Annotated in this window: 19 protein-coding genes and 1 other RNA gene; 19 read left to right on the plus strand and 1 reads right to left on the minus strand. The window is 64.4% G+C overall.

The window, feature by feature from the left end; translation table 11 throughout:
* The first annotated feature begins 77 nt into the window (after window positions 1-77).
* From rnpB to lpxC, 15 genes are all read left to right on the plus strand, one after another.
* An RNA gene (gene rnpB, locus DOM45_RS16690) (RNase P RNA component class A) lies at window positions 78-428 on the plus strand.
* Between the two features lie 32 nt (window positions 429-460).
* The gene (rsmH, locus tag DOM45_RS16695) at window positions 461-1,441 is read left to right on the plus strand and encodes a 16S rRNA (cytosine(1402)-N(4))-methyltransferase RsmH (protein ID WP_110602390.1); all 981 of its coding nucleotides are present in this window, start codon (window positions 461-463) and stop codon (window positions 1,439-1,441) included.
* Between the two features lie 8 nt (window positions 1,442-1,449).
* Window positions 1,450-1,779 (plus strand): cell division protein FtsL, encoded by a 330-nt coding sequence (ftsL, locus tag DOM45_RS16700; RefSeq protein ID WP_110602363.1) that lies wholly within the window; start codon window positions 1,450-1,452, stop codon window positions 1,777-1,779.
* Window positions 1,776-3,494, plus strand: a complete 1,719-nt coding sequence (locus DOM45_RS16705) for a peptidoglycan D,D-transpeptidase FtsI family protein (RefSeq protein WP_110602364.1) — start codon at window positions 1,776-1,778, stop codon at window positions 3,492-3,494. Before ftsL ends, DOM45_RS16705 begins: the two co-directional genes overlap by 4 nt.
* A complete protein-coding gene (locus DOM45_RS16710; RefSeq protein ID WP_110602365.1) occupies window positions 3,491-5,044 on the plus strand; it encodes a UDP-N-acetylmuramoyl-L-alanyl-D-glutamate--2,6-diaminopimelate ligase in 1,554 nt (517 codons plus the stop codon). Before DOM45_RS16705 ends, DOM45_RS16710 begins: the two co-directional genes overlap by 4 nt.
* Window positions 5,041-6,396 (plus strand): UDP-N-acetylmuramoyl-tripeptide--D-alanyl-D-alanine ligase, encoded by a 1,356-nt coding sequence (locus tag DOM45_RS16715; RefSeq protein ID WP_110602367.1) that lies wholly within the window; start codon window positions 5,041-5,043, stop codon window positions 6,394-6,396. The genes DOM45_RS16710 and DOM45_RS16715 overlap by 4 nt, the downstream gene beginning before the upstream one ends.
* A 9-nt stretch (window positions 6,397-6,405) precedes the next feature.
* A complete protein-coding gene (mraY, locus tag DOM45_RS16720; RefSeq protein WP_110602368.1) occupies window positions 6,406-7,488 on the plus strand; it encodes a phospho-N-acetylmuramoyl-pentapeptide-transferase in 1,083 nt (360 codons plus the stop codon).
* A 4-nt stretch (window positions 7,489-7,492) separates the two neighbouring features.
* On the plus strand, window positions 7,493-8,911 hold the full coding sequence (gene murD, locus DOM45_RS16725; protein WP_110602369.1) for a UDP-N-acetylmuramoyl-L-alanine--D-glutamate ligase: 1,419 nt from the start codon (window positions 7,493-7,495) through the stop codon (window positions 8,909-8,911).
* Window positions 8,905-10,116, plus strand: a complete 1,212-nt coding sequence (gene ftsW / locus DOM45_RS16730; protein ID WP_240612436.1) for a putative lipid II flippase FtsW — start codon at window positions 8,905-8,907, stop codon at window positions 10,114-10,116. Before murD ends, ftsW begins: the two co-directional genes overlap by 7 nt.
* A complete protein-coding gene (gene murG, locus DOM45_RS16735) occupies window positions 10,113-11,198 on the plus strand; it encodes an undecaprenyldiphospho-muramoylpentapeptide beta-N-acetylglucosaminyltransferase (RefSeq protein WP_110602371.1) in 1,086 nt (361 codons plus the stop codon). Before ftsW ends, murG begins: the two co-directional genes overlap by 4 nt.
* A gap of 34 nt (window positions 11,199-11,232) precedes the next feature.
* The gene (murC, locus tag DOM45_RS16740) at window positions 11,233-12,642 is read left to right on the plus strand and encodes a UDP-N-acetylmuramate--L-alanine ligase (RefSeq protein WP_110602394.1); all 1,410 of its coding nucleotides are present in this window, start codon (window positions 11,233-11,235) and stop codon (window positions 12,640-12,642) included.
* A 94-nt stretch (window positions 12,643-12,736) separates the two neighbouring features.
* On the plus strand, window positions 12,737-13,456 hold the full coding sequence (locus DOM45_RS16745; protein WP_110602372.1) for a cell division protein FtsQ/DivIB: 720 nt from the start codon (window positions 12,737-12,739) through the stop codon (window positions 13,454-13,456).
* 340 nt (window positions 13,457-13,796) lie between these two features.
* Window positions 13,797-15,068 carry a cell division protein FtsA gene (ftsA, locus tag DOM45_RS16750; protein ID WP_110602373.1) on the plus strand — a complete coding sequence of 424 codons (1,272 nt, stop codon included), beginning with the start codon at window positions 13,797-13,799 and terminating at the stop codon, window positions 15,066-15,068.
* Window positions 15,069-15,098: 30 nt separating this feature from the next.
* Window positions 15,099-16,268, plus strand: coding sequence for a cell division protein FtsZ (ftsZ, locus tag DOM45_RS16755; protein ID WP_110602374.1), 1,170 nt, complete (start codon window positions 15,099-15,101; stop codon window positions 16,266-16,268).
* Window positions 16,269-16,382: 114 nt separating this feature from the next.
* Window positions 16,383-17,294, plus strand: a complete 912-nt coding sequence (lpxC, locus tag DOM45_RS16760) for a UDP-3-O-acyl-N-acetylglucosamine deacetylase (protein ID WP_110602376.1) — start codon at window positions 16,383-16,385, stop codon at window positions 17,292-17,294.
* 133 nt (window positions 17,295-17,427) lie between these two features.
* Here lpxC and DOM45_RS16765 read toward each other — a convergent pair whose 3' ends face one another.
* Entirely contained in the window at window positions 17,428-17,829 is a 402-nt protein-coding gene (locus DOM45_RS16765; RefSeq protein WP_342588728.1) for a DUF721 domain-containing protein, read from the minus strand.
* Window positions 17,830-17,975: 146 nt separating this feature from the next.
* Here DOM45_RS16765 and DOM45_RS16770 point away from each other — a divergent pair, with 146 nt between their 5' ends.
* The 4 genes from DOM45_RS16770 to DOM45_RS16785 all read left to right on the plus strand — a co-directional run bounded on the left by DOM45_RS16770 (window position 17,976) and on the right by DOM45_RS16785 (window position 23,447).
* Window positions 17,976-18,323, plus strand: coding sequence for a hypothetical protein (locus DOM45_RS16770; RefSeq protein ID WP_110602379.1), 348 nt, complete (start codon window positions 17,976-17,978; stop codon window positions 18,321-18,323).
* A gap of 87 nt (window positions 18,324-18,410) precedes the next feature.
* Window positions 18,411-21,158, plus strand: a complete 2,748-nt coding sequence (gene secA, locus DOM45_RS16775; RefSeq protein WP_110602381.1) for a preprotein translocase subunit SecA — start codon at window positions 18,411-18,413, stop codon at window positions 21,156-21,158.
* A gap of 48 nt (window positions 21,159-21,206) precedes the next feature.
* A complete protein-coding gene (argJ, locus tag DOM45_RS16780; protein ID WP_110602383.1) occupies window positions 21,207-22,415 on the plus strand; it encodes a bifunctional glutamate N-acetyltransferase/amino-acid acetyltransferase ArgJ in 1,209 nt (402 codons plus the stop codon).
* A 78-nt stretch (window positions 22,416-22,493) separates the two neighbouring features.
* Window positions 22,494-23,447 (plus strand): Nudix family hydrolase, encoded by a 954-nt coding sequence (locus tag DOM45_RS16785; protein WP_110602384.1) that lies wholly within the window; start codon window positions 22,494-22,496, stop codon window positions 23,445-23,447.
* Window positions 23,448-23,458: the final 11 nt, after the last annotated feature.

The following is a 23,458-nucleotide window of genomic DNA, read 5'->3' on the forward strand; positions in this document are numbered from 1 at the left end:
CGGTGACAAAAGCTTTTGCACGACTCGTCAATGCTGCCTTGAGAGGGTCTCGGGGGGCTGTTATTCTTGCGCGCTTGGGAGTCGGCCAGACAGTCGCCGCCGGCATGTCCGGGGGAGGAAAGTCCGGGCTCCATAGGGCGAGGTGCCAGGTAACGCCTGGGCGGCGCAAGCCGACGGCTAGTGCAGCAGAGAGTAGACCGCCTAAGCAGCGATTCGCTGCCGGTAAGGGTGAAAGGGTGCGGTAAGAGCGCACCGCGCGCCTGGCAACAGTGCGTGGCATGGTAAACCCCACCTGGAGCAAGACCAAATAGGGATCCTTTGGCGCGGCCCGCGCTGGATCCGGGTAGGTTGCTCGAGAAACGTGGCGACGCGTTTCCTAGATGAATGACTGTCTTAGACAGAACCCGGCTTATCGGCCGACTCCCTCTCCGATTTTTTGCCGTTCAACACCGAGACACGCATGCTGCACCGCGACAAGGCTCCACAGGCACCCCAGGGCGGTGCGGCGAATCGTTCCGACTTTCGCCACACCAGCGTGTTGCTCGACGGTGCGGTGGACGCACTCGTGCAGTCATCCTCTGGTGTCTATCTCGATGGTACCTTCGGGCGTGGAGGACACTCCCGAGCGATTCTCTCGCGACTCGATGACCAGGGTCGGCTGATCGCGATCGATCGCGATCCCGCCGCGCTGGCCGTCGCCGCCGAAATCGACGACTCACGCCTGACGGTGTGTCGTGGCGTGTTCGCCGAACTGGACAGGCATGCCGAGGCGTGCGGCGTTTCAGGCCAGTTGAACGGTATTCTGCTCGATGTCGGCGTCTCCTCTCCCCAACTGGACGACCCCGGTCGCGGATTCAGCTTTCTGCGCGACGGGCCGCTGGATATGCGCATGGATCCGACCTCGGGAACCAGCGCGGCCGAGTGGATCGCGCGTACCAACGACCAGGAGATGGCGCGGGTCTTCAAGACCTACGGCGAAGAGCGTTTCGCCAAACGAATCGCGCGCGCCATCGTCGCCGCGCGTCAGGAGACGCCGATCGTCGGCACCCACCAACTGGCCGAAATCGTCAAGGCGGCCCATCCCGCATGGGAGAAGGGGAAGCACCCCGCGACCCGCGTGTTCCAGGCCATTCGCATTCATCTCAACGACGAGCTGGAGCAACTGACCCGCGCGCTGGATGTGGCCCTTGAGTCGCTGGCGGTGGGAGGGCGGCTGGTCGTCATCAGTTTCCATTCGCTGGAGGATCGACTGGTCAAGCGGTTCATCCGGGATCAGTCGAGAGGCGATACGCACTTGCCCCGCGGCATGCCGGTACGCGAGGATCAACTTCACAAGCGGCTCAAGCCGGTAGGCAAGGCGATGCGTGCCAGCGATAGCGAGGTCGACGCCAATCCTCGCGCACGCAGCGCCGTCATGCGCGTCGCCGAGAAGCTGGAATAGGGAGCAACATGGCCGTTCAAGGACGACGCAATGGGTTGGGAGTGGGCAACTGGCCATTCGCTCGACGCCTGGACCTGCGTTCCGCTTTGCTGGGCATGGTCATCATCGCGCTGCTGATAACGGCGCTGGCCATCATCAGCACCTCTCACCTGACCCGGGTCCAGTACGCGCGACTGCAGAAGCTGGAGAACCAGCGCGACTCGCTACAGACCGAATGGGGACGGCTGCTGCTCGAGGAGAGTACCTGGTCCTCTCCGGCCCGGATCGAGTCACTGGCCAGTAAACGGCTGGACATGCGTGTCCCCAGTGTCGATGAAGTGAAGGTGATTCATCCATGAGTGCGTCCAGACGCGCTGCGACAGCCAGGACTCGCCGGCCGGATGCCCCCCTGGGCGCCGGGCGCTACTGGTTCATGCTGTTGGTCATCCTCGTCGCGCTATCCGCGCTTGTCGGCCGAGTGGTCTATCTCCAGGTCATCGATCGCAGTTTCCTCCAGAACCAGGGGGATGCTCGGACCCTGCGCGTCGAGACCATCGGCGCTCACCGCGGCATGATCAGCGACCGCAACGGCGATCCTCTGGCCATTTCCACACCGGTGATCACGCTGTGGGCGAACCCTCAGGAGCTGCCGAAGGATCCGATCCAGCAGACGCTGTTGGCCAAGGCGCTCAAGGTGGATCCCGGGCAGTTGCAGGATCGCATTTCCCGCTACTCGGACCACGAATTCATGTACCTGCGTCGCCAGCTGACGCCCGCCGCTGCCAAGCCGGCGCTGGATCTGCAGATGCCTGGGGTCTATTCGCGTGACGAGTACAAGCGCTATTACCCGGCGGGGGAAGTGGCGGCGCAGCTCGTCGGCGTGACCAATGTCGACGACAAGGGACAGGAAGGGCTCGAGCTCGCCTACAACCGCTATCTGACCGGCCAGCCGGGCAAGCGTCGGGTGCTGAAGGATCGCAAGGGGCATCTGGTTCGTGATCTCCACCTGATTGACGAGGCCAAGCCGGGGGGCGACCTGACGCTGTCGATCGACCTGCGCCTGCAGTACATGGCTTATCGTGAACTGGCGGCGGGAATCCGCAACAACGACGCCGATGGCGGTTCGTTGGTCATGCTGGATGCGCGTACCGGCGAAGTGCTGGCGATGGCCAACCTGCCCTCCTATAACCCCAACAATCGCAGTGACGTCGACGTCCGTGGGCTGCGCAACCAGGCCATCACCGATGCGATCGAGCCTGGGTCGGTGATGAAGCCGCTCGCCATGTCGGCGGCACTCGCTTCCGACAAGTTCACGCCGGAGAGCATCATCGACACCTCGCCGGGCTGGATGGTGGTGGATGGCTATACCATTCGCGATTTCCGTAACTACGGCAAGTTGTCACCAGCCGGCATCCTGCTTCACTCATCGAACATCGGCATGTCCCACATCGCGCTGGAGTTGCCCAAGGACGCGATCTGGAATCGCTATCGCGAACTCGGCCTGGGCCAGTCGCCCGGCACCGGATTTCCTGGCGAAAATAGCGGTAGCCTGCCATCGCCGACCAATCTGCCGCGCAGCGCCCAGGCGGCGATGGCCTACGGCTACGGCGTTGCCGTGACGCCGCTGCAGCTGGCCAGCGCCTATACCGCTATCGCCAACGATGGCAAGCGGCTTTCTCCCTCGCTGCTCAAGCTCAACGGCGAGCCGGAGAGCGAGCAGGTGATCTCGGCCACGGTGGCGCACGAGCTACTGGCGATGATGGAAAAGATCGTGCAGCCCAACGCCGGTGGCCACCTGGCGATGGTTCCCGGCTACCAGATCGCGGGCAAGACCGGCACCGTGCGCAAGGTTACCAGTACCGGCTATCAGGAGACCGAGTACCGGGGGCTGTTTGCCGGTATTGCCCCGGCCTCGAATCCGCGTATCGTCACCGTGGTGATGATCGACAATCCCAAGAAGGGCGACTACTACGGTGGCCTGGTCGCCGCTCCCGTCTTCAGCCGCGTCGTTGGCAGCGCCTTGCGTCTGCTCGACGTGCCGCCCGATGCGCCGCAGGAGGAAACCGCGCCATGAGAATCGATGCCGCGCGGCTCGCGACCGCGCTGACCGAACTCTGGCCCGATGTCGCCGCGCCTTCGGACAGACCTGCGCCGCCCGAGCGACTCGCCGCCTGGCTCTCGGCGACAGCCGAAGTGACGCTGACGCAGGATAGTCGTCAGGTCGAGAAGGGTGACCTGTTCCTGGCGGTGCCGGGTGTCAGTGTCGATGGACGCGAGTTCATCTCCAGGGCGCTCGATGCCGGGGCCACCGGCGTGCTCTGCGAGGCCGAAGGGCTGGCGGAAGAGTGGGCCGCCGACGAGCGCGTTCTCGCCCTGCCCGGATTGACGTCTCGGCTGGCCGCGCTGGGCCGACGGCTTTTCGCGGTGCCGGAGTCGCTGCAACTGATTGGTGTCACCGGTACCAACGGCAAGAGCTCGGTCACGTATTACATCGCGACGCTGCTGGAAGCTCTCGGCACTCCGGCTGCGGTGATCGGTACGCTGGGATACGGCCGGCCCGGCGACGTTCGCGCCGCGGTGCAGACCACCCCAGGCCCGCTGGTCCTGCAGCAGATGCTCGGCGAGCTGGCCAGCGACGGGGTCGAGATCGTTGCCATGGAGGTGTCATCGCACGCGCTGGCCCAAGAGCGACTCGGTGATACCCGAGTGGATGCCGCGGTCTTCACCAACCTGAGTCGCGATCACCTGGACTATCACGGCAGCATGGCGGCCTACGCCGCCGCCAAGGCCCGGCTGTTCAGGCGGGGCTCGGTTCGACTGGCCGTCGTCAATGGTGACGATCCCTTGGCTCGCCTGATGCTGGCGGGGCTGCCGGACGGTACTCGGGTCCTGGCGACCGGCGGCGGCGAGGCCACCACGTTGCGCGTCGTCGATTGCGAAGCGCTTCCCAACGGTCTGCGCGCCATTGTCGCCACGCCGGAGAATGAAGGCGTCCTCGAACTGGCGTTGATGGGGCGCTTCAACCTCGACAACGCGCTGCTGGCGATCGCCACGCTCCATGGCCTGGGCTATCCCCTGGCATCTCTCTGGCAAGCCGCCTCCGGGCTCCAGCCGGTGCCGGGGCGTATGCAACGGTTGCCGCGGGACGACGCCGGCAAGGCGCCGGTGGTGGTCGTGGATTATGCTCACACGCCGGCTGCGCTGGAGAATGCGCTTTCCGCGCTGCGTGACCATCTGCCGGGCCGCCAAGGCAGCGCCTTGTGGTGCGTGTTCGGTTGTGGCGGGGACCGTGACAGCGGCAAGCGTCCCCTGATGGCGGCCATCGCCGAGAAGCTGGCCGATCGCATCGTCGTCACCGACGACAATCCTCGGAGCGAAGACCCGCAAGCCATTCGCGACCAGATTGCGGCCGGGCTATCGCCGGAAGCTCGGGCGGAGAGCTGGTCGGTCGAGGGGCGGGAAGCGGCGATCGAGCGGGTTGTCGCGGCGGCGGGAGACGAGGACATCGTGCTGATCGCGGGCAAGGGCCACGAGGATTATCAGGAGATCGCCGGTATCCGCCAGCCGTTCAGCGATGTCGAGGTGGCGAGCCGTTGCCTTCGCCTGCGGGAGACGTCCGCATGAGCGATAGACTCAGTGGCATTGCGGCGCGCCTCGGTGCCGATCTGGTGGGCGTCGACGCCGAGGTGCTCCGGGTCGTCACCGACACCCGCGCGCTGCTACCTGGCGATCTGCTGGTGGCGCTGCAGGGTGACCGTTTCGATGCCCATGATTTTCTTGCCCAGGCGCGTGAAAAAGGGGCGGTGGGGGCTGTCGTCTCACGTCCGGTCGCCGATCCCCTGGCCCAGATTCAGGTGCCCGATACTCGGCTCGCGTTGGGGTTGCTGGCGCGGGCGCACCGGCTCGAGTGGGGTGGCAAGCTGGTTGCGGTGACCGGCAACAGCGGCAAGACCACGGTCAAGGAGATGCTGGCATCGATTCTGTCGCGACGAGCGCCGACGCTGGCCACCCGCGGCAATCTCAACAATGACATCGGCGCGCCGCTGACGCTGCTCGAACTTGGCGCCGAACACCGCTACGCGGCCGTCGAGCTGGGTGCCAATCATCTCGGCGAGATTGCCTGGACCACCGCGCTGGCCAAGCCGCAGGTGGCGATCATTACCAATGTCACCGGAGCCCATGTCGGCGAATTTGGCGGCATGGGCCAGATCGCTCAGGCCAAGGGAGAGATTCTCGCTGGCCTGGCCGCGGATGGCTGCGCGGTCCTCGATCGGGAGGAGCGCTATTTTCCGGTATGGCGAGCCCTGGCGGGACGTGCCCGAGTGATCGACTTCGGCATCGAGAGCGACGCCAGCGTCACCGCCCGTGATCTGGTGTGCGATGCGGGTGGGCGTTATGCTTTCACGCTTTCTCTGCCGGGCGAGACATCGGTACGCGTCTCGCTGGCCCTGATGGGGCGACACAATGTGCGCAACGCGCTGGCCGCGGCAGCCGCGGCACAGGCGCTGGGGCTCCATGCCGCGGAGATCGTGGCCGGGCTCGAGGCGTGTCGGAGCATGCCGGGGCGCATGCAGGTGATCGATGGGGTGCGTGATAGTCGCCTGATCGACGACACCTACAACGCCAACCCCGGCGCCATGCGCGCGGCACTCGAGACCCTGGCATCACTGCCGGCGCCGCGCTGGTGTTTCCTCGGCCCCATGGGCGAGATGGGCGCCGAGAGCGAGCGTCTGCACGCCGAGATCGGTCAGTTGGCGAGCGAGCTCGGACTCGATTTTCTCGGCACGTACGGCGAACCCGCCCGTGCCGCAACGGAGGCTTTCGGCAACGAAGGCCGTCATTTCGATGACTGGGCGACGCTAGAGCGTTTCGCCCAGGATCAGCTTCCTTCCCGGGCCAGCGTACTGGTCAAGGGTTCTCGCAGTGCCGGCATGGAACGACTCGTTGCCGTACTGCGTGATGATGCCTCAAGGTGAATCTGACTCATGCTGCTTTTTCTGGCTGAACTGCTTACCCATTTTCAAAGTGCTTTCAATGTTTTTGGCTATCTGACCCTGCGCGTGATCCTGGGCACGTTGACGGCGTTGTTTCTCAGTCTGTGGATGGGACCGCAGATGATTCGTCGCCTGGTCGAACGCCAGATCGGCCAGGCAGTGAGGGACGATGGTCCCCAGTCCCACCTGTCCAAGGCGGGAACACCGACCATGGGCGGGGCGTTGATCCTGATCTCCATCGCGATCAGCACGCTGCTGTGGGGCGACCTGACCAACCATTACGTGTGGCTGGTACTGGCGGTCACGCTGGGTTTTGGCGCGATCGGCTGGGTCGACGATTTTCGCAAGGTGGTGGAGAAGAATCCGCGCGGCCTGCCGGCCCGCTGGAAATATTTCTGGCAGTCGGTGATCGGTCTCGGCGCGTCCCTGGTCCTCTATTTCACCGCGGCGAGTCCGGTGGAGACCAGTCTGATCGTGCCGCTGTTCAAGGACGTGGTGATCCCGCTGGGCCTGTTCTACATCGTGTTGAGCTATCTGGTCATCGTCGGCAGCTCCAATGCGGTCAACCTGACCGATGGTCTCGATGGCTTGGCGATCATGCCGACGGTACTGGTTTCCATGGGGCTGGCGGTCTTCGCCTACGCCAGCGGCAACGCGCTCTTCGCCAACTACCTGCATATACCCGAGGTGCCGGGGGCCGGCGAACTGGCCGTGTTCTGCGGCACCATCGCCGGGGCCGGCCTCGGGTTTCTGTGGTTCAACACCTATCCCGCCCAGGTGTTCATGGGTGACGTCGGTGCGCTGGCATTGGGCGCGGCGCTGGGCATCGTTGCCGTCATCGTGCGCCAGGAGATCGTCCTGTTCATCATGGGGGGCGTCTTCGTCATGGAGACGGTGTCGGTCATCCTGCAGGTGGGGTCCTACAAGCTCACCGGTCGGCGCATCTTCCGCATGGCGCCGCTGCACCACCATTTCGAGCTGAAGGGATGGCCGGAGCCCCGGGTCATCGTGCGTTTCTGGATCGTCACCGTCATGCTGGTCCTGCTGGGGCTGGCGACATTGAAGCTGCGTTGAAGCCATGACCGATCCGCTCTCTGTCGACCCGGCTGGCTCTGCTCCGGGAGCCCCTTCCACCGCGGGGAGGCCGTCGACCCTAGTGGTCGGGCTGGGGATCTCCGGTCGTGCGATCGCCCGATTCCTGGCTCGCCGTGGCGAGCGATTCATGGTCGCCGATACCCGCGCCGCGCCGCCGGGACTCGAGGCTTTCCGCGCGGCCCATCCGGCGGTCGAGCTTCACCTGGGTAGCCTCGAGTCGCTGGACCTGGAGGCATTCGCCGAAATCGTCGTCAGTCCCGGCGTCGATCTCGAGCGTGCCGGCCTGGGTGCCGTCCGGGATCGTGTCGTCGGTGAGATCTCTCTCTTCGCACGGCACTGCGAGGCGCCGATCGTCGCCATCACCGGCTCGAATGCCAAGTCGACCGTGACCACGCTGGTGGGCGAGATGGCGCGGCAGGCGGGCAGGCGCGTCGCGGTCGGTGGCAATCTCGGGGATGCCGCGCTGGATCTGCTGATCGATCACCAGGAGGCGGAGCTGTTCGTGCTGGAGCTGTCGAGCTTTCAACTGGAAACGCTCGCCGGATTGGGGGCGGCCTGCGCGGCGTTTCTGAATCTCTCGGCGGATCACCTCGATCGCCATGGCGACATGGCTGGCTACCGCCGGGCCAAGGCGCGGATCTTCGAGGGCGCCGCGCATGCCGTCGTCAACGCGGATGATGCGGCCACCTGGCCGGAGCAGGCGTCGTTGAGCTGCGAGCGTTTCACCACGCATTCTCCCAATGAAGGCGAGTGGGGGATCTCGGCGGTGGCGGGCGAGGCCGGCGAGTGGCTTTGCCACGGCCGCGAACCGCTGATGCCGGTCGGCGAATTGCGTCTGGCGGGGCGTCACAACCAGGCCAATGCGCTGGCAGCGATGGCGATCGGGCATGTCATCGGGATCTCCCGGGAGGTGATGCGGAGCGTCCTTACCGGTTTCGCCGGCCTGCCGCACCGTGGCGAGATCGTCGCCGAGCGCAATGGGGTGTGCTGGATCAACGACTCCAAAGGCACTAACGTGGGCGCGACCCTGGCGGCGATCGCCGGCGTCGGGCAGACGCTGACCGGCAAGCTGGTCTGGTTGGGCGGTGGGGTCGGCAAGGGCGCCGACTTCACGCCGCTGGCCGAACCGTTGGCGCACTACGCGCGGGAAGCGATCGTCTTCGGTCAGGATGCGTCGCAGTTGGCGGCCGCGCTCGAACCGCGAGTCGCCATCTGGCGGGTCGGCACGCTGGCAGAAGCCATGCGGCGCGCAGCGGCGATCGCCGAGCCGGGGGACTGCGTACTGCTGTCGCCCGCCTGCGCGAGTCTCGACCAGTTCCCCAACTACCTGGCGCGCGGCGAGGCGTTCCGCGCCCTGCTGGATCAAGGATCGCTCGGACAAGGGCAGGAAGCCGCATGCTGAAGGCCATGATGAAGACGTCCCAGGCGCGATTGACCACCAAGCATCAGTCGTTCGACGGCTGGCTGCTGCTGGCGACGCTGTCGCTGATGCTGATCGGCTGGGTGATGGTGACCTCGGCATCCACCGAGATCGCCGCGAGCCTGACCGGCAACCCCTACTATTTCAGTATTCGTCACGGCATCTTCGTGCTCGCCGCGATCGGTGTCGGCCTCGTCGCCGTGCGCCTGCCTCTGGACTGGTGGCGGCAAAAAGGCCCGATGATGCTGATCGTGGCGCTGCTGCTGCTGTTCGTCGTGCTGATCGTCGGCCGTGAAATCAACGGCAGCCGGCGCTGGATTCCGCTCGGCATCATCAATATCCAGGCCTCGGAAGTCGCCAAGCTGTGCCTGATCGTCTATATCGCCGGCTATCTGGAGCGTTACCTGCCGGACGTGCGTCGCACCTGGGGCGCCTTCATGCGGCCGCTGGCGGTGATGGCGCTGATCGGCTTTCTGCTGATCCTCGAGCCGGACTATGGCGCCGTCGTCGTGTTGACCGGCTGCGTCATGGGCATGCTGCTGCTCTCCGGCGCGCCGCTGTGGCGATTTCTGCTGATTCTGGCCGTGGTGGGGTCGGGTGCCGTCATGCTGGCGGTGGCGGAACCCTATCGTTTGCAGCGTATCACCAGCTTTGCCAACCCCTGGGCGGATCAGTACAACACAGGCTATCAGCTGACCCAGGCGCTGATCGCCTTCGGGCGCGGGCACTGGTTCGGTCTGGGGCTGGGTAACAGTGTCCAGAAACTGTTCTACCTGCCGGAGGCTCACACCGACTTCGTGTTTGCCGTGCTGGCCGAGGAGCTGGGTCTGTTCGGTGCCATGGCGGTGATCCTGCTTTTCGCCCTGCTGGTCTTTCGAGCCTTCAGGATCGGGCGCAAGGCGGAATTGATCGGTATCCCGTTCGCGGCCTACCTGTGTTACGGCATTGCGTTGGTCATCGGCGCCCAGGCATTCATCAACATCTCCGTGAGCTCGGGTATGTTGCCGACGAAAGGGTTGACGCTGCCACTCCTGAGTTACGGCGGGTCGAGTCTCATCATCAGCGGCGTCATGATGGCCATCCTGTTTCGCGTCGACGCGGAGGTCAGGCGGCTGCAGCGCCGAGCGGAGGCCAAGGCCGGGCCCGCTGCACAGCCAGGCCCCCAGGCCGAGGAGTCGACCTCATGAGTGCTGCACGGCGCGTTCTGATCATGGCGGGCGGTACCGGTGGGCACGTCGTGCCCGCGCTCTCGCTGGCCAAGGCCTTGCGTGAGCGTGGAGTGACGGTCGAGTGGCTGGGGAGCCCCCGAGGCATCGAGAATCGTCTCGTTCCCGCCGCCGACATCCCGTTGCATCGCATTGCGGTTTCCGGGTTGCGAGGCAATGGCCTGAGTGGCTGGCTGGCGATCCCGTGGCGGTTGAGCCGCGCGATCTGGCAGGCCCGGCGGGTGATACAGCGCTTCGACCCGCAGCTCGTCGTCGGACTTGGCGGTTTCGCCAGTGGCCCCGGAGGCCTGGCTGCGCGTCTGAGCGGGAAGCCGCTGGTGGTGCACGAGCAGAACGCCATTGCCGGATTGACCAATCGATCCTTGGCGCATCTGGCGACGCGAGTCTACGCCGCCTTCCCTGGTGCCTTCCCGTCGGCCAAGGCCGAGGTGGTCGGCAACCCGGTGCGCGACGACATCGCACAGCTGGGGGAGACGCCCCGGACGGACGAGCAGATGGCCGACCGGCCGTTGCGACTGCTGGTCCTGGGGGGGTCCCTCGGGGCACAGTCCCTCAATCAGAAGCTGCCCGTCGCGTTGGCGGGGCTGGATCCCGCACGGCGCCCGCAGGTGCGTCATCAGGCAGGGCGCGACAAGGATGACGTGACGCGGGAGGCCTATCGAGCGGCGGGCGTCGAGGCCGAGGTGAGCGCTTTCATCGACGACATGGCTGTCGCCTACGACTGGGCGGACGTCATCGTCTGTCGAGCGGGCGCCCTGACCATCGCCGAACTCTCCGCGGCGGCCAAGCCCGCCTTGCTGGTGCCGTTCCCGCACGCCGTCGATGATCACCAGACCCATAACGCGCGTCACCTCGTCGAAGCCGGTGGCGCGGAATTGATACAGCAGGCCGAGCTCACCCCTGAACGCTTACAGGCGGTGCTCGAGTCACTTTTGCAGCCTGTCGTGCTGGCGAGAATGGCGGTTCAGGCACGTCGGGTTGCCCACCTCGATGCCGTCGAGCGCCTGGTAGACGGCTGCATGGAGATCGGTTTTGAGCGATAGCATTCAGACGCGTCCGGCGCGATCGCATCTCGGCATGCGACGCATCCGAGGCATCCATTTCGTCGGCATCGGCGGGGCTGGGATGTGCGGCATCGCCGAGGTGCTGGCCAACGAAGGCTACGAAGTCAGTGGCAGTGATCTGAGGGAGTCGGCGGTCACCCACCATCTGCGCGACTGTGGCATCCGTGTCGCCATCGGCCATGCGGCGGTCAACGCCGAAGGTGCCAACGTGATCGTGGTATCGACGGCGGTCGATCCGACCAACCCCGAAATCCAGTGGGCGCGCGAGCACCGCGTGCCGGTGGTGCGTCGTGCCGAGATGCTCGCCGAGCTGATGCGCTTCCGTCACGGTATCGCCGTTGCCGGCACCCACGGCAAGACCACGACCACGAGCCTGCTGTCGACGCTGTTCGCCGAGGCGGGGCTCGACCCGACGTTCGTCATCGGCGGCAAGCTGACCAGCGCGGGAACCAACGCCCGCCTGGGCGCCGGGGACTTCCTCGTTGCCGAGGCCGACGAGTCCGATGCTTCGTTCCTGCACCTGCAGCCGATGACGGCGATCGTGACGAATATCGACGCCGACCATATGGCGACTTACGACGGCGATTTTTCCCGGTTGAAGACGACCTTCATCGAATTCCTGCACAATCTGCCCTTCTACGGTCGGGCCGTGCTCTGCCTCGACGATGACAACGTACGGGAATTGCTGCCGCAGGTTCAGCGCCAATTCGTCACTTACGGGTTCAGCGAAGACGCCGATTATCGTATTCGGGACTTCGAACAGACCGCCGATACCATCCGGTTCGTCGCCGAACGTCCCGCCGATTTCGCGGCGCTGGCCATCACCCTGTCGATGCCGGGTACCCATAACGCCCTGAACGCGCTCGCGGCGATCGCGGTGGCCACCGACGCCGGTGTCGGCGACGACGATATCGTCAGGGGCCTTGCCTCGTTCGGCGGGGTCGGTCGCCGTTTCCAGGTCCACGGTCACTATCCGTTGCCGCAGGGCGGCGAGGTGATGCTGGTGGACGATTACGGCCACCACCCGCGCGAAGTCGAGATGGTGATTCGCGCCGTTCGTGCCGGCTGGCCGCAGCGTCGGCTGGTGATGATCTATCAGCCTCATCGCTATACCCGCACGCGAGACCTCTACGAAGACTTCGTCAGGGTGCTTTCCGGTGTCGATACCCTGTTGCTGCTCGACGTGTACAGCGCCGGCGAGGCACCGATTCCCGGCGCGGAAGGGAAGATGTTGGCGGGCTCGATTCGCCAGCGTGGTCAGGTCGATCCGTTATTCATCGAGGAGAAGTCGGCGTTGCCGGGTATCCTCGCGCGCGTGCTGCGCCCTGGCGACATCCTGATCACCCAGGGGGCCGGTGACATCGGCGGTATTGCCCAAGGGCTCGCGCATTGTGCGCTCAAGCTCGACGAGGTGGTCCTTTGAGGCTAATGGTCTTGCCGGAAGAGAGCGGGTGCGTCATGGCGCGACCGGAGCGTTGCGAGCGGTGCGGGGCCGAGGCCTCGGCAGGGCGGGCGTCATGAACTCCAGCGCGCGGGGTACGCTGCTCGGCATACTCATGATCGTCGTCCTCATCGGTGCCGGCGGCAGGGCATTGTGGTTGTGGCTGGACAAGCCGATCGCCCGGGTTTCGATCAGCGGTGACCTGAACTACGTCAGTGCCGCTTATTTGCAGAAAGAGCTGGCCCCTCTGGTGCGCGGCCATACCTGGCTCTCCCTCTCCTTGAGCGACCTGCGCACCGAAGCGCGCAAGATTGGCTGGCTGCGGGAAGTCACCGTCTCTCGCGAGTGGCCCAACACCCTGCGCTTCGTGCTTTACGAGCAGGATCCCGTGGCGCGCTGGAACGACGAGCTGCTGCTGAACAACCGTGGGCAGCCGTTCTCGCCGGGGCCGGTCAGCGATCTTGGGCGTCGTCTTCCCGATCTCGGTGGGCCCGATGGGACGGGGCGCGAAGTCCTGGGTTACTACGACTCCCTGCGCCGTACGCTTTCCGACCTTGGCCTCTCGATCACGCAGTTGAGGCTCGAGCCACGGGGCGCCTGGCGCTTTCAGGTCAATGATGGTGTCTGGGTTATTCTCGGTCGGACGGACTTGGACGCGCGATTGGCTCGTTTTATTGCCGCATGGAAACGACAGTTGGGACAGGAGGCGTCGCAGATACGCTACATCGATCTTCGTTATCCCAATGGCGTCTCGGTGGCGAGACACGGTGAAACGGCCGCCGACTCCAACCACTAGGTCGGTGCCATCCGGGGCTGGAAGTCGCGCTGGATCCCGCGGCTGGCGCCGCTTCCGGCATCGCGATCTGAGAAGATGAGGGTGCCGCGAGCGATGGCTTCTTACCCTCCGGACTGTGCGCTTAACCCCTGCTATCGCCGAAGGGCCGCTGTTTTCACACCGGGTTAATAGCGGCCACACTCCTTCCTTATTTCCCTTTTAAAGAAAAAGGGCTTAATGTGGCTTTTGTTTCAGCAATGGGCTGGTGAAAAGGGTCGTCTTGTTCCTATAATAAGCACGAATCTTTGTTGGCCCATTTTTATCCGGTTTATCGGTGAAGTTTGAGGAGCGACCCCGACCTATGGCAGGACAATCCAACGCTTCCAATATGGTGGTCGGGCTGGATATCGGAACATCCAAGGTGGTCGCCATCGTGGGGCAACCCACCGATGATGGCGGGTTGGAAATTGCCGGGATTGGTTCACACCCCTCGCGTGGCATGAAAAAGGGTGTCGTGATCAATATCGAATCAACCGTTCAGTCGATTCAGCGCGCCGTGGAAGAAGCCGAGCTGATGGCAGGCTGCGACATCCATTCGGTCTACGTCGGTATCGCTGGCAGCCACATCAGTTCGATGAATTCCGATGGCGTCGTGGCGATCAAGGAGCGGGAAGTCGCGCCTGCCGACATCGATCGTGTCATCGATTCCGCCCGTGCACGCGCCATTTCCGAAGGGCAGCGCGTGCTGCACGTGATCCCCCAGGAGTTCGCCATCGATACCCAGGAGGGTATTCGCGAGCCGCTGGGGATGTCTGGCGTTCGCCTCGAAGCTCGCGTTCACCTGGTGACTGCCGCGATGAACGCCGTCCAGAACATCGAGAAGTGCGTTCGCCGCTGTGGCCTGGAAGTGGATGACATCATTCTCGAACAGCTGGCCTCCAGCCACGCGGTGCTGACCGAGGACGAGCGGGAGCTCGGCGTGTGCATGGTCGATATCGGTGGCGGGACGACCGATATCGCCGTCTTTACCGAGGGCGCCATTCGGCACACCGCCGTGATTCCGATCGCCGGCGATCAGGTAACCAACGATATCGCCATGGCGCTTCGCACGCCGACTCAGTACGCCGAGGACATCAAGGTCAAATACGCCTGTGCGCTGACGCAACTGGCGAGCAGCGACGAAATGATCAAGGTCCCGAGCGTTGGCGACCGGCCGGCTCGGGATCTCTCCCGGCAGGCTCTGGCGGAAGTCGTGGAGCCACGTTACGAAGAGCTCTTCACGCTGGTGCGCGAGGAGCTGCGTCGCAGTGGCTACGAAGACCTCGTGGCAGCTGGGATCGTATTGACGGGGGGCACCTCTCGAATGGAGGGGGTGGTCGAGCTGGCGGAAGAGATATTCCACATGCCGGTCCGCATCGCTTGCCCATACAACGTCCGTGGCTTGGCGGATGTGGTACGCAACCCGATTTATTCGACGGGGGTAGGTTTGCTACTCTACGGAATGAAAGACGCCAAGCACTCTCGCGCAGTATCAGCCCAGCCTCTAAGGGAAGACTCACTTCCCCGGCGCGCAACCAGGGATGAGGTTTCGACGCTGGAGCGACTCAAAGGCTGGTTTAAAGGAAATTTCTGACAGGCCGCAAGCGGTCTTGGAGACGGGGCAATGTTCGAACTGGTAGATAACGCACCTTCTAGTAGTGCAGTCATCAAAGTCATCGGTGTCGGCGGCGGCGGCGGCAACGCCGTCAACCACATGGTCGAGAGTAACATCGAAGGCGTCGAGTTCATCTGCGCCAACACCGATGCTCAGGCGCTCAAGCGCGTGGCGGCCAAGACCGTTCTTCAACTGGGTGGCGAGATCACCAAGGGCTTGGGGGCCGGGGCAAACCCCGATGTTGGCCGCCAGGCAGCCATGGAGGATCGTGACCGCATCGCCGAGATGCTCCAGGGCGCGGACATGATCTTCATCACCGCCGGCATGGGCGGCGGCACCGGTACCGGTGGAGCGCCCGTGGTCGCTCAGGTGGCCAAGGAACTCGGCATTCTGACCGTCGCCGTCGTCACTCGTCCGTTCCCGTTCGAAGGGCCGAAGCGCATGCGCGCGGCCGAAGAGGGGATGAAGGAACTTTCCGAGTACGTCGATTCGCTGATCACCATCCCCAACGAAAAGCTGCTGTCGGTGCTGGGCAAGAATGCCAGCCTGCTGACCGCTTTCAGTGCCGCCAACGATGTGCTGCTGGGGGCGGTTCAGGGTATCGCCGAGCTGATCACCAGCCCGGGTATCATCAACGTCGACTTCGCCGACGTGCGCACGGTGATGTCCGAGATGGGGATGGCGATGATGGGAACCGGTGCCGCGACGGGGGAAAATCGCGCCCGGGAAGCCGCCGAGAAAGCCATTCGCAGCCCGCTTCTCGAAGATATCGATCTGCACGGTGCGCGAGGCATTCTGGTCAACATCACCGCCGGTCCGGATCTCTCCATCGGTGAATTCAACGATGTGGGCGCGACCGTTCAGGAGTTCGCTTCCCAGGACGCCACTATCGTGGTGGGTACCGCCATCGATATGGAGATGTCCGACGAACTGCGGGTAACCGTCGTCGCTGCCGGACTGGATGCCCAGAAGGAGAAAGCCGTTCCCCGTGAAACGGCGGCTTCGCGTCCGGAAACGACCGATTACCGCAAGCTTCAGCAGCCGGCGGTCATGCGTCAGCAGGCCGCGCGCGCGGAGCAGGAGGCCGCCGCGAAGAAGTCCCAGCAGGAGAAGCGCAAGACGTCGGATATGGACGACTATCTCGACATCCCGGCTTTCTTGCGTCGTCAGGCGGATTGATAGACTAATTGACTGCCCATCATCATTTTGTCACATCGATATGGTTGGTGGGCCCATGGTTTGGTGTTATAGTGAACACCGTTTCCAAACCATTTGACTGTCAGGTCGATGCCCATGATCAAACAACGAACGCTGCAGAACACGATCCGCGCCACTGGCGTAGGACTCCATTCCGGAGAAAAAGTGTATCTGACACTGCGTCCCGCGGCGCCCAATACGGGCATCGTCTTCGTGCGCACCGACCTCGATCCGATGGTGCATATTCCGGCACACGCCGAAAGCGTTACCGACACCAATCTCTGCACGGCGCTGTCCAAGGATGGCGTCAAGGTCGCCACGGTCGAGCATCTGATGTCGGCATTCGCCGGCCTGGGTATCGACAACGCCTACGTTGAATTGAGTGCCCCCGAAGTGCCGATCATGGATGGCAGCGCCGGTCCGTTCGTCTTTCTGATCCAGTCGGCGGGTATCGCCGAACAGTCGGCGCCGAAGCAGTTCATCCGTATCAAGCGCGAAGTGACCGTCAACGACGATGGCAAGCAGGCGACGTTTCTGCCCCACGACGGATTCAAGGTCAGTTTCGCGATCGATTTCGATCACCCCGTCTTCGAGCAGCAGAAGCAGACCGCGACGGTCGATTTCTCCACGACTTCCTTCGTCAAGGAGGTGTCGCGAGCGCGCACGTTCGGTTTCATGCGCGACCTGGAGTTCCTGCGCTCGCAGAACCTGGCGTTGGGGGGCAGTCTCGACAACGCCATCGTCGTCGACGACTACCGCATCGTGAACCAGGATGGCCTTCGCTACGACGATGAGTTCGTCAAGCACAAGATGCTCGATGCGATCGGCGACCTCTATCAGCTCGGTTACAGTCTGATCGGTGAGTTCCGGGGCTACAAGTCCGGCCACGGGCTCAACAATCAGCTCTGCCGTGAGTTGCTGGCCCACCCGGAGGCTTACGAGATCGTGACTTTCGAGGAAACCTCGCAATCGGCGCCGATCTCCTACGCCGCCCCAGCCATGGCTTGAGCTTTCCCGAGAGCTTCGGCTCTTGTCGCTGAATTAGACGCCGATCCCAGGATCGGCGTCGTCGTTTGTGGACGGCGAATCCTTCGGTGCCTAGCCACTCAGCGTGATGGCGGGGATGAGCGTGCGGCCCGGTTCAGGTCGCGGGGCCGTCGTCCGATTCCGGTGCGCTCTGGGCGTGTGAGGCCAGGCGATTCAACGAGCGCTTGAGCGGAGAGTCTTCCAGGCCCTCCGCGCAGTGGGACAGGGCGTCGGCGCCGGCCGGCGACAGTCGACGCGTCTGCCGTGGTAGTGCCTTGACCGGCCGGATCGGGCGTACCTTCAGCGAGAATTTCATGACCGCCTCGAAGCCGGGCAGTTGATGCAGCAACGCCAGCAGGCGAGGCTGTTCGTAACGCAGCCACGTCAACCAGGCGGCGCGGTCGGTGATCAGCGTCAGCACGCCGTTGCGGTAGCCGCCGACATAGAGATGCTCGGCCACGTCCGGTGGGAGTTGCCGTCTCAGGTGGTTCTGGGCGCGTTCGATCAACGTCGCCATGCGCATCACGTCGCCCAATCCCCCCGGTTGCTCAAGGAGTCGGGAAACGGGCTGGGCTCGTAAACGCTTAGCCTTTATACTCATCGGCTTGCACGCGGTGGGGAAAGACCCGCTAAACCTATCACGGCGCGGAGTTCGTCGACAGCATGACTTCGGTCAAAGCGCAGTCCGGTCAGCGTGGCGCCATCTGGCGCCCCCGGCAGCGAGCCCATTGGTGGCTGGCCAGTGTGCTGGTCGGCTGCCTGCTGCCTGCGGGCTTGATGCACGCCGAGGCGATGCGGCTGGCCGAGCGCCTGACGCAAGTCTACCTGATGGCCCCGGAGGCCATTCGGGCCGAGTCCCGGCGGGTCGCGCGCATCGCCGCCAAGCGTCCCCTGCATCCGCGCACCACGGCGCCTTTGCCGCAGCCGAAGCGAGCCCACCTCGAACCCCTGGTTGTCCCCAGCGCCGCCCTGGACGTCCTGTCCCGCCGAGGCCCGCCCGTGCCTGCCTGATGACCGCTATCGCTATCTCATCATCACTGGCAGCCGGTGCCGACCTCGTCGTCGCATGGCTGCCTCAGGGGCACGCAGGAATAGATCATGTTGAATGCAATACTACACAAGCTGGTCGGGTCCAAGAACGACCGCGACGTCAAGCGCATGCGCAAGCAGGTGGCGGCGATCAACGAGCTGGAAGCCCAGTTCGAAGCGCTCGATGACACGGCACTCAAGGCCAAGACCGCCGAGTTTCGCCGACGCCTGGCCGATGGCGAGAAGCACGAATCCCTGCTGCCGGAAGCGTTCGCTACCGTCCGCGAGGCGAGCAAGCGCGTCCTCGGCATGCGTCATTTCGATGTCCAGATGGTTGGCGGCATGGCGCTGCACGAGGGCCGGATTGCCGAGATGAAGACCGGTGAGGGCAAGACCCTGGTCGGGACGTTGTCGGTCTACTTCAACGCGCTGCTGGAGAAAGGCGTGCATGTGGTCACGGTCAACGACTATCTGGCCAGCCGCGACGCCAACTGGATGCGCCCGCTCTACGAATTCCTCGGCCTGAGTGTCGGGGTCATCGCCTCCGGCCAGCCGAACGAGGAGAAGAAGCAGGCTTATGCCTGCGATATCACCTACGGGACCAACAACGAGTACGGCTTCGACTATCTGCGCGACAACATGGCCTTCTCGCTGCAGGACAAGGTCCAGCGACCGCTCCACTACGCGATCATCGATGAGGTCGACTCGATCCTGATCGATGAAGCGCGCACGCCGCTGATCATCTCCGGCCCGGTGGAGGAGAACGTCGAGCTCTACCGCACGATTCACGCGCTCTCCAAGCAGCTCAATCAGTGTACCGACGAAGAGGACCCGACCACCGGCGATTTCCTGATCGACGAGAAGCAGAAGCAGGTGGAGTTGACCGAGGAAGGCCACCAGCAGGTCGAGCAGCTGATGCGGGAGGCGGGCCTGCTCAAGTCGGAAGACTCGCTTTACGCCGTCCAGAATCTCGGGCTGCTGCAGCATATCCATTCGGCGTTGCGGGCTCGTTGCCTCTACCATCGCGATGTCGACTACATCGTCTCGGACGGCAACGTGGTGATCGTCGACGAGCACACCGGTCGTACCATGCCAGGGCGCCGTTGGTCGGAAGGTCTGCATCAGGCGGTGGAGGCCAAGGAGGGGGTGACGATCCAGCGCGAGAGCCAGACGCTGGCATCCACCACCTTCCAGAACTATTTCCGCCTCTACGAGAAACTGGCCGGGATGACCGGTACTGCCGATACCGAGGCCTTCGAGTTCAACCATATCTACGGCCTCGACGTGCTGGTGATCCCCACCAACCGTCCGTTGGCGCGCCAGGATCTGAACGATCTGGTCTATCTGAGCGCCGAGGAGAAGTACGCCGCGATCATCGAGGACGTCAACACCCAGCGCGAGGCCAAGCGGCCGGTGCTGGTGGGTACCGCGTCCATCGAGACCTCGGAGTATCTCTCCAAGCTGATGCAGGCGAAGCAGATTCCTCACAACGTCCTCAACGCCAAGCAGCACGACAGCGAGGCCGAGATCATCGCTCAGGCGGGTCGCCCCGGTGCCGTCACGCTGGCCACCAACATGGCGGGCCGTGGCACCGATATCGTGCTCGGCGGCAACTGGGAAGCGGAAGTCGCCAGGCTCGAGGACCCCAGCGAGGCGCAGATCGAATCGATCAAGGCTGAGTGGCAGCAGCGCCACGATGCCGTGCTCGAGGCCGGTGGCCTCCACGTGATCGGCTCCGAGCGGCACGAATCGCGGCGGATCGACAACCAGCTGCGTGGCCGCGCCGGGCGTCAGGGGGATCCGGGCTCGACGCGGTTCTTCCTGTCGCTGGAAGACAGCCTCATGCGGCTGTTCGGTTCCGACCGGGTGCAACGCCTGATGGGCGCGCTCGGGCTCGAGGAGGGCGAAGCCATCGAGCACAAGATGGTCTCCAACGCGGTCGAGCGGGCGCAGAAGAAGGTCGAAGGCCGCAACTTCGACATCCGTAAGCAGCTGCTGGAGTACGACGACGTCTCCAACGACCAGCGCCGGGTCATCTACGAGCAGCGGGACGACATCCTCGCCGCCGACGAGATCTCCGACAATGTCGCCAGCATCCGCGACGAAGTGCTCGAGCAGACGATCTCCGACTACGTGCCGCCGCAGAGCCTGCCGGAGCAGTGGGAACTGGCGGGGCTGCAGGATCAGCTCAAGCAGGAGTTCAATATCGACCTGCCGCTGGTGCAGTGGGCGGAAGAGGACGACAACTTCAACGAGGAGGTGCTGCGCCAGCGCCTGCTGGACCAGCATCGGGGGCAGTATCGCGCCAAGGTCGACGCGATCGGTGTCGACATGATGCAGCGCTTCGAGAAGCAGGTCATGCTGCAGGTGCTGGATACGCGCTGGAAGGAGCATCTGCAGTCGATGGATCATCTGCGTCGGGGTATCCACCTGCGCGGCTACGCCCAGAAAAACCCGAAGCAGGAGTACAAGCGCGAAGCCTTCGAGCTGTTCCAGTCTCTGCTCTACAACATCAAGCATGACGTCACCCGCATCCTGAGCCACGTGCAGGTGCGTCGCCAGGAAGAGGTCGAGGACCTGGAGCGTCAGCGTCGCGAAGCGCTCGAGCGGGAGAAGGCGGCCAGCCAGTCCGTCCATGAGGACGCGGTCGCCGCCGCCCAGCAGACGGCCGAAGGGGCGGAAGCGGAAACGGAAGCCGCGCCGGCCGAGGATGGTGCCCAGCCGGTTCGCCGTGAAGGCCCGAAGGTCGGGCGCAACGATCCTTGCCCGTGCGGTTCCGGCAAGAAGTACAAGCAGTGCCATGGTGCGCTGAGCTGAGAATGGCCAAGGGCGCGGGCAGGGTCCGTGCTCGCCGAGGAGAATGGAATGGCTGTAGGTAAATCACAGTTTCCCCGGATGCCGGCGCTCGAGGGTGTGCGCCTGGGTACCGCGATGGCGGGTATCAAGAAGCCGAACCGGCGCGATCTGGTCGTGATCGAGGTGCCCGAGGGCGCCTCCGTCGCTGCCACGTTCACCCGCAACGCATTCTGCGCCGCACCCGTGCACGTCGCTCGGGATCACCTGCAGCAGACGACGCCACGTTTCCTGCTGATCAATACCGGCAATGCCAATGCGGGCACCGGCGCGAAGGGGCTTGACGATGCCGAGGCTTGCTGCCGCGCGCTGGCGGCGCTGGCCGGCGTCGAGAGCCAGCACGTGCTGCCGTTCTCGACCGGGGTGATCGGAGAGCCGCTGCCGGTGAGTCGGATCACGGACGCGCTGTCCGCCGCGTTGGCCGCGCGGGATGCCGATGGCTGGGCGCTCGCCGCCGAGGGCATCATGACCACCGATACCCGCATCAAGGGCGCGTCGGCCCAGGTCGAGATCGGTGGCGGCACGGTCACTATAAATGGCATCAGCAAGGGCTCCGGCATGATCCAGCCCAACATGGCGACCATGCTCGGTTTCGTTGCCTGCGATGCGGCGATCGATCAGGAGCGGCTCCAGCAGTGGCTGCGCGAGGCGGTGCAGGTCTCCTTCAACTCGATCACCGTCGATTCGGACACCTCCACCAACGACGCTTGCACCCTGATCGCCACCGGTCGCGGTCCGCGCATCGAGTCGGCCGACGATGAGCGCCGGTTCCGCGATGCGCTGACATCGGTGCTCGTCGAGCTGGCGCAGGCGATCATCCGCGATGGAGAAGGGGCGACCAAGTTCGTCACGCTGCAGGTCGAGCAGGCGGAGAGCGTCGACGAGGCGCGGGCGGTGGCGTTCACGGTCGCCCATTCGCCGCTGGTCAAGACCGCGCTCTACGCGAGCGATGCCAACTGGGGTCGAATCCTGGCTGCCGTCGGGCGTGCGCCGGTGAAGGATCTGGATGTCGAGCGCGTCATCATCGATCTCGGTGGAGAACGTCTGGTGGAGCATGGTGGTCGCGCCGACAGCTACACGGAAGAGGCGGGGAGTCGGGTGATGGCGCAGGAAGAGATCATCATTCGCATTCGCCTCGGTCGCGGCGATGCCAGCGCCACGATCTGGACATCGGACCTGTCCCACGATTACGTATCGATCAACGCGGATTACCGCAGTTGAACGCTTTCTGACGGAGAGCGCTATCCCGAAGCCGGATATCGCCGTCAAACACTGAAGTGGTGCGAGAGACTTAGCAAGATGATCAAGAGACGGGTCCATGTAGCGGCTGCCGCCGTCATCCGAGGCGACGGGCGAGTGCTGATTGCCAGGCGTCCGGCAACGGTCGACCAGGGCGGTCTGTGGGAATTCCCGGGGGGCAAGCTTGCCCCCTACGAGACCGGCTTCGAGGCGCTCAAGCGGGAGCTGAGCGAAGAGCTCGGCATCCAGATCCTGCGCGCCCAGCCGCTGATTCGCGTGCATCACGAATATGCCGACAAGCACATCCTGCTGGATGTCTGGCAGGTGCGCGAGTACGAAGGCGACCCGTACGGGAGAGAAGGGCAACCGGTGCGGTGGGTCGAGGTCGACGATCTGACCAGTTACGCCTTTCCGGCGGCCAATCTGCCGATTCTGCGCGCGGTGGCGCTGCCCCAGGAGTATCTCATCACCGCCGAGGAGGCGGACGACGCCGTCTTTCTCGACCGGCTCGAGCGTGCTCTGAAAGAGGACAATATTCGTCTGGTGCAGTTGCGTGCCAAGGGGCTCGATGATGCTGCCTACCAGGCCCGCGCCGAGAAGACCCTGGCGCTCTGCCGCCGCCATGGTGCCAAGTTGCTGCTCAACGCCGACCCCGAGTGGCTGCAGCGGGTCGATGCCGACGGTATCCATCTGACCAGTGCCAGGCTGATGGAGCTCAAGCGGCGCCCGGTCCCCAGCGACAAGTGGCTGGGCGCCTCGACGCATGGTGAGGAGCAACTGACCCAGGCCGGGCAGATCGACTGCGACTTCGTCACTCTCTCGCCGCTGGCGCCGACCCCGTCGCACCCGGAAGCGGTGACGATCGGGTGGCACGATTTCCAGCAGATGGTGGAGATGGCGGCGATGCCGGTCTTCGCGTTGGGCGGGATGACGCGTCACCACGCGAATCAGGCGCGGGCCGTCGGGGCCCAGGGCATCGCATCGATTCGCGATTTCTGGCGTAACGACTCCTGAGCCACGAGCCA

This window comes from Salinicola lusitanus, assembly GCF_003206045.1.
Lineage (GTDB): Bacteria > Pseudomonadota > Gammaproteobacteria > Pseudomonadales > Halomonadaceae > Salinicola > Salinicola lusitanus.

What these genes read in the sequence shown, in the direction of transcription:
- DOM45_RS16765 (WP_342588728.1), bottom strand. Translation starts at nt 17,829, where the DNA reads ATGGCGACGTTGATCGAACGCGCCCAGAACCACCTGAGACGGCAACTC.
- ftsW (WP_240612436.1), top strand. Translation starts at nt 8,905, where the DNA reads ATGCTGAAGGCCATGATGAAGACGTCCCAGGCGCGATTGACCACCAAG.
- murG (WP_110602371.1), top strand. Translation starts at nt 10,113, where the DNA reads ATGAGTGCTGCACGGCGCGTTCTGATCATGGCGGGCGGTACCGGTGGG.
- DOM45_RS16770 (WP_110602379.1), top strand. Translation starts at nt 17,976, where the DNA reads ATGACTTCGGTCAAAGCGCAGTCCGGTCAGCGTGGCGCCATCTGGCGC.
- secA (WP_110602381.1), top strand. Translation starts at nt 18,411, where the DNA reads ATGTTGAATGCAATACTACACAAGCTGGTCGGGTCCAAGAACGACCGC.
- ftsA (WP_110602373.1), top strand. Translation starts at nt 13,797, where the DNA reads ATGGCAGGACAATCCAACGCTTCCAATATGGTGGTCGGGCTGGATATC.
- murC (WP_110602394.1), top strand. Translation starts at nt 11,233, where the DNA reads ATGCGACGCATCCGAGGCATCCATTTCGTCGGCATCGGCGGGGCTGGG.
- ftsZ (WP_110602374.1), top strand. Translation starts at nt 15,099, where the DNA reads ATGTTCGAACTGGTAGATAACGCACCTTCTAGTAGTGCAGTCATCAAA.
- DOM45_RS16715 (WP_110602367.1), top strand. Translation starts at nt 5,041, where the DNA reads ATGAGCGATAGACTCAGTGGCATTGCGGCGCGCCTCGGTGCCGATCTG.
- argJ (WP_110602383.1), top strand. Translation starts at nt 21,207, where the DNA reads ATGGCTGTAGGTAAATCACAGTTTCCCCGGATGCCGGCGCTCGAGGGT.
- DOM45_RS16785 (WP_110602384.1), top strand. Translation starts at nt 22,494, where the DNA reads ATGATCAAGAGACGGGTCCATGTAGCGGCTGCCGCCGTCATCCGAGGC.
- mraY (WP_110602368.1), top strand. Translation starts at nt 6,406, where the DNA reads ATGCTGCTTTTTCTGGCTGAACTGCTTACCCATTTTCAAAGTGCTTTC.
- ftsL (WP_110602363.1), top strand. Translation starts at nt 1,450, where the DNA reads ATGGCCGTTCAAGGACGACGCAATGGGTTGGGAGTGGGCAACTGGCCA.
- DOM45_RS16710 (WP_110602365.1), top strand. Translation starts at nt 3,491, where the DNA reads ATGAGAATCGATGCCGCGCGGCTCGCGACCGCGCTGACCGAACTCTGG.
- rsmH (WP_110602390.1), top strand. Translation starts at nt 461, where the DNA reads ATGCTGCACCGCGACAAGGCTCCACAGGCACCCCAGGGCGGTGCGGCG.
- DOM45_RS16745 (WP_110602372.1), top strand. Translation starts at nt 12,737, where the DNA reads ATGAACTCCAGCGCGCGGGGTACGCTGCTCGGCATACTCATGATCGTC.
- DOM45_RS16705 (WP_110602364.1), top strand. Translation starts at nt 1,776, where the DNA reads ATGAGTGCGTCCAGACGCGCTGCGACAGCCAGGACTCGCCGGCCGGAT.
- murD (WP_110602369.1), top strand. Translation starts at nt 7,493, where the DNA reads ATGACCGATCCGCTCTCTGTCGACCCGGCTGGCTCTGCTCCGGGAGCC.
- lpxC (WP_110602376.1), top strand. Translation starts at nt 16,383, where the DNA reads ATGATCAAACAACGAACGCTGCAGAACACGATCCGCGCCACTGGCGTA.